This is a genomic window from Mediterraneibacter glycyrrhizinilyticus (genome assembly GCF_015560805.1).
GTDB classification, from domain to species: domain Bacteria; phylum Bacillota; class Clostridia; order Lachnospirales; family Lachnospiraceae; genus Schaedlerella; species Schaedlerella glycyrrhizinilytica_A.
Genome location: NZ_JADMSO010000024.1, coordinates 1 through 1,749, shown reverse-complemented (window position 1 = coordinate 1,749; position 1,749 = coordinate 1). Strand labels below are relative to the sequence as shown.

Annotated in this window: 2 rRNA genes; both read right to left on the bottom strand. The window is 52.8% G+C overall.

What is annotated here, in order from left to right:
- Positions 1–11: 11 nt before the first annotated feature.
- Positions 12–129 (bottom strand): 5S ribosomal RNA (gene rrf, locus I2H87_RS13610).
- Between the two features lie 94 nt (positions 130–223).
- Positions 224–1,749 (bottom strand): 16S ribosomal RNA (locus tag I2H87_RS13605).

Genomic DNA, 1,749 nt, shown 5'->3' with positions numbered 1-1,749 from the left:
CCCTTTTTTGGATTTGGCGGCCACCTACTCTCCCACACCGTCACCAGTGCAGTACCATCGGCCGCTTGGGTCTTAACCATCGTGTTCGGGATGGGAACGGGTGTTACCCCCAAGCGCATCGCCACCAAAAAGTCTCGTTATTAAGTTCTCACTTAATAACTGAACAATAGACAACAAAACTCTTTACTTCTTTTCCCCTTCGGAAAAAGCTTTTCTTCCTTAGAAAGGAGGTGATCCAGCCGCACCTTCCGATACGGCTACCTTGTTACGACTTCACCCCAGTTATCGGTCCCACCTTCGGCAGCTCCCTCCTTACGGTTGGGTCACTGACTTCGGGCGTTACCAACTCCCATGGTGTGACGGGCGGTGTGTACAAGACCCGGGAACGTATTCACCGCGACATTCTGATTCGCGATTACTAGCGATTCCAGCTTCATGTAGTCGAGTTGCAGACTACAATCCGAACTGAGACGTTATTTTTGGGATTTGCTCACCCTCGCAGGCTTGCCTCCCTTTGTTTACGCCATTGTAGCACGTGTGTAGCCCTGCCCATAAGGGGCATGATGATTTGACGTCATCCCCACCTTCCTCCAGGTTATCCCTGGCAGTCTCTCTAGAGTGCCCATCCGAAATGCTGGCTACTAAAGATAAGGGTTGCGCTCGTTGCGGGACTTAACCCAACATCTCACGACACGAGCTGACGACAACCATGCACCACCTGTCTCGGCTGTCCCGAAGGAAAGGCGACATTACTCGCCGGTCAGCCGGATGTCAAGGGCAGGTAAGGTTCTTCGCGTTGCTTCGAATTAAACCACATGCTCCACCGCTTGTGCGGGTCCCCGTCAATTCCTTTGAGTTTCATTCTTGCGAACGTACTCCCCAGGTGGACTGCTTATTGCGTTTGCTGCGGCACCGAAAGGCTTTGCCTCCCGACACCTAGCAGTCATCGTTTACGGCGTGGACTACCAGGGTATCTAATCCTGTTTGCTCCCCACGCTTTCGAGCCTCAACGTCAGTCATCGTCCAGTAAGCCGCCTTCGCCACTGGTGTTCCTCCTAATATCTACGCATTTCACCGCTACACTAGGAATTCCACTTACCTCTCCGACACTCTAGAAAAACAGTTTCCAATGCAGTCCCGGGGTTGAGCCCCGGGTTTTCACATCAGACTTGCCTCTCCGTCTACGCTCCCTTTACACCCAGTAAATCCGGATAACGCTTGCACCATACGTATTACCGCGGCTGCTGGCACGTATTTAGCCGGTGCTTCTTAGTCAGGTACCGTCATTTTCTTCCCTGCTGATAGAGCTTTACATACCGAAATACTTCATCGCTCACGCGGCGTCGCTGCATCAGGGTTTCCCCCATTGTGCAATATTCCCCACTGCTGCCTCCCGTAGGAGTTTGGGCCGTGTCTCAGTCCCAATGTGGCCGGTCACCCTCTCAGGTCGGCTACTGATCGTCGGCTTGGTGAGCCGTTACCCCACCAACTACCTAATCAGACGCGGGTCCATCTCATACCACCGGAGTTTTTACCACCGGATCATGCAATCCTGTGGTCTTATGCGGTATTAGCAGTCATTTCTAACTGTTATCCCCCTGTATGAGGCAGGTTACCCACGCGTTACTCACCCGTCCGCCACTCAGTCACAAAACTTTCATCCCGAAGAAATCCGGTAAAGTGCTTCGTTCGACTTGCATGTGTTAAGCACGCCGCCAGCGTTCATCCTGAGCCAGGATCAAACTCTCG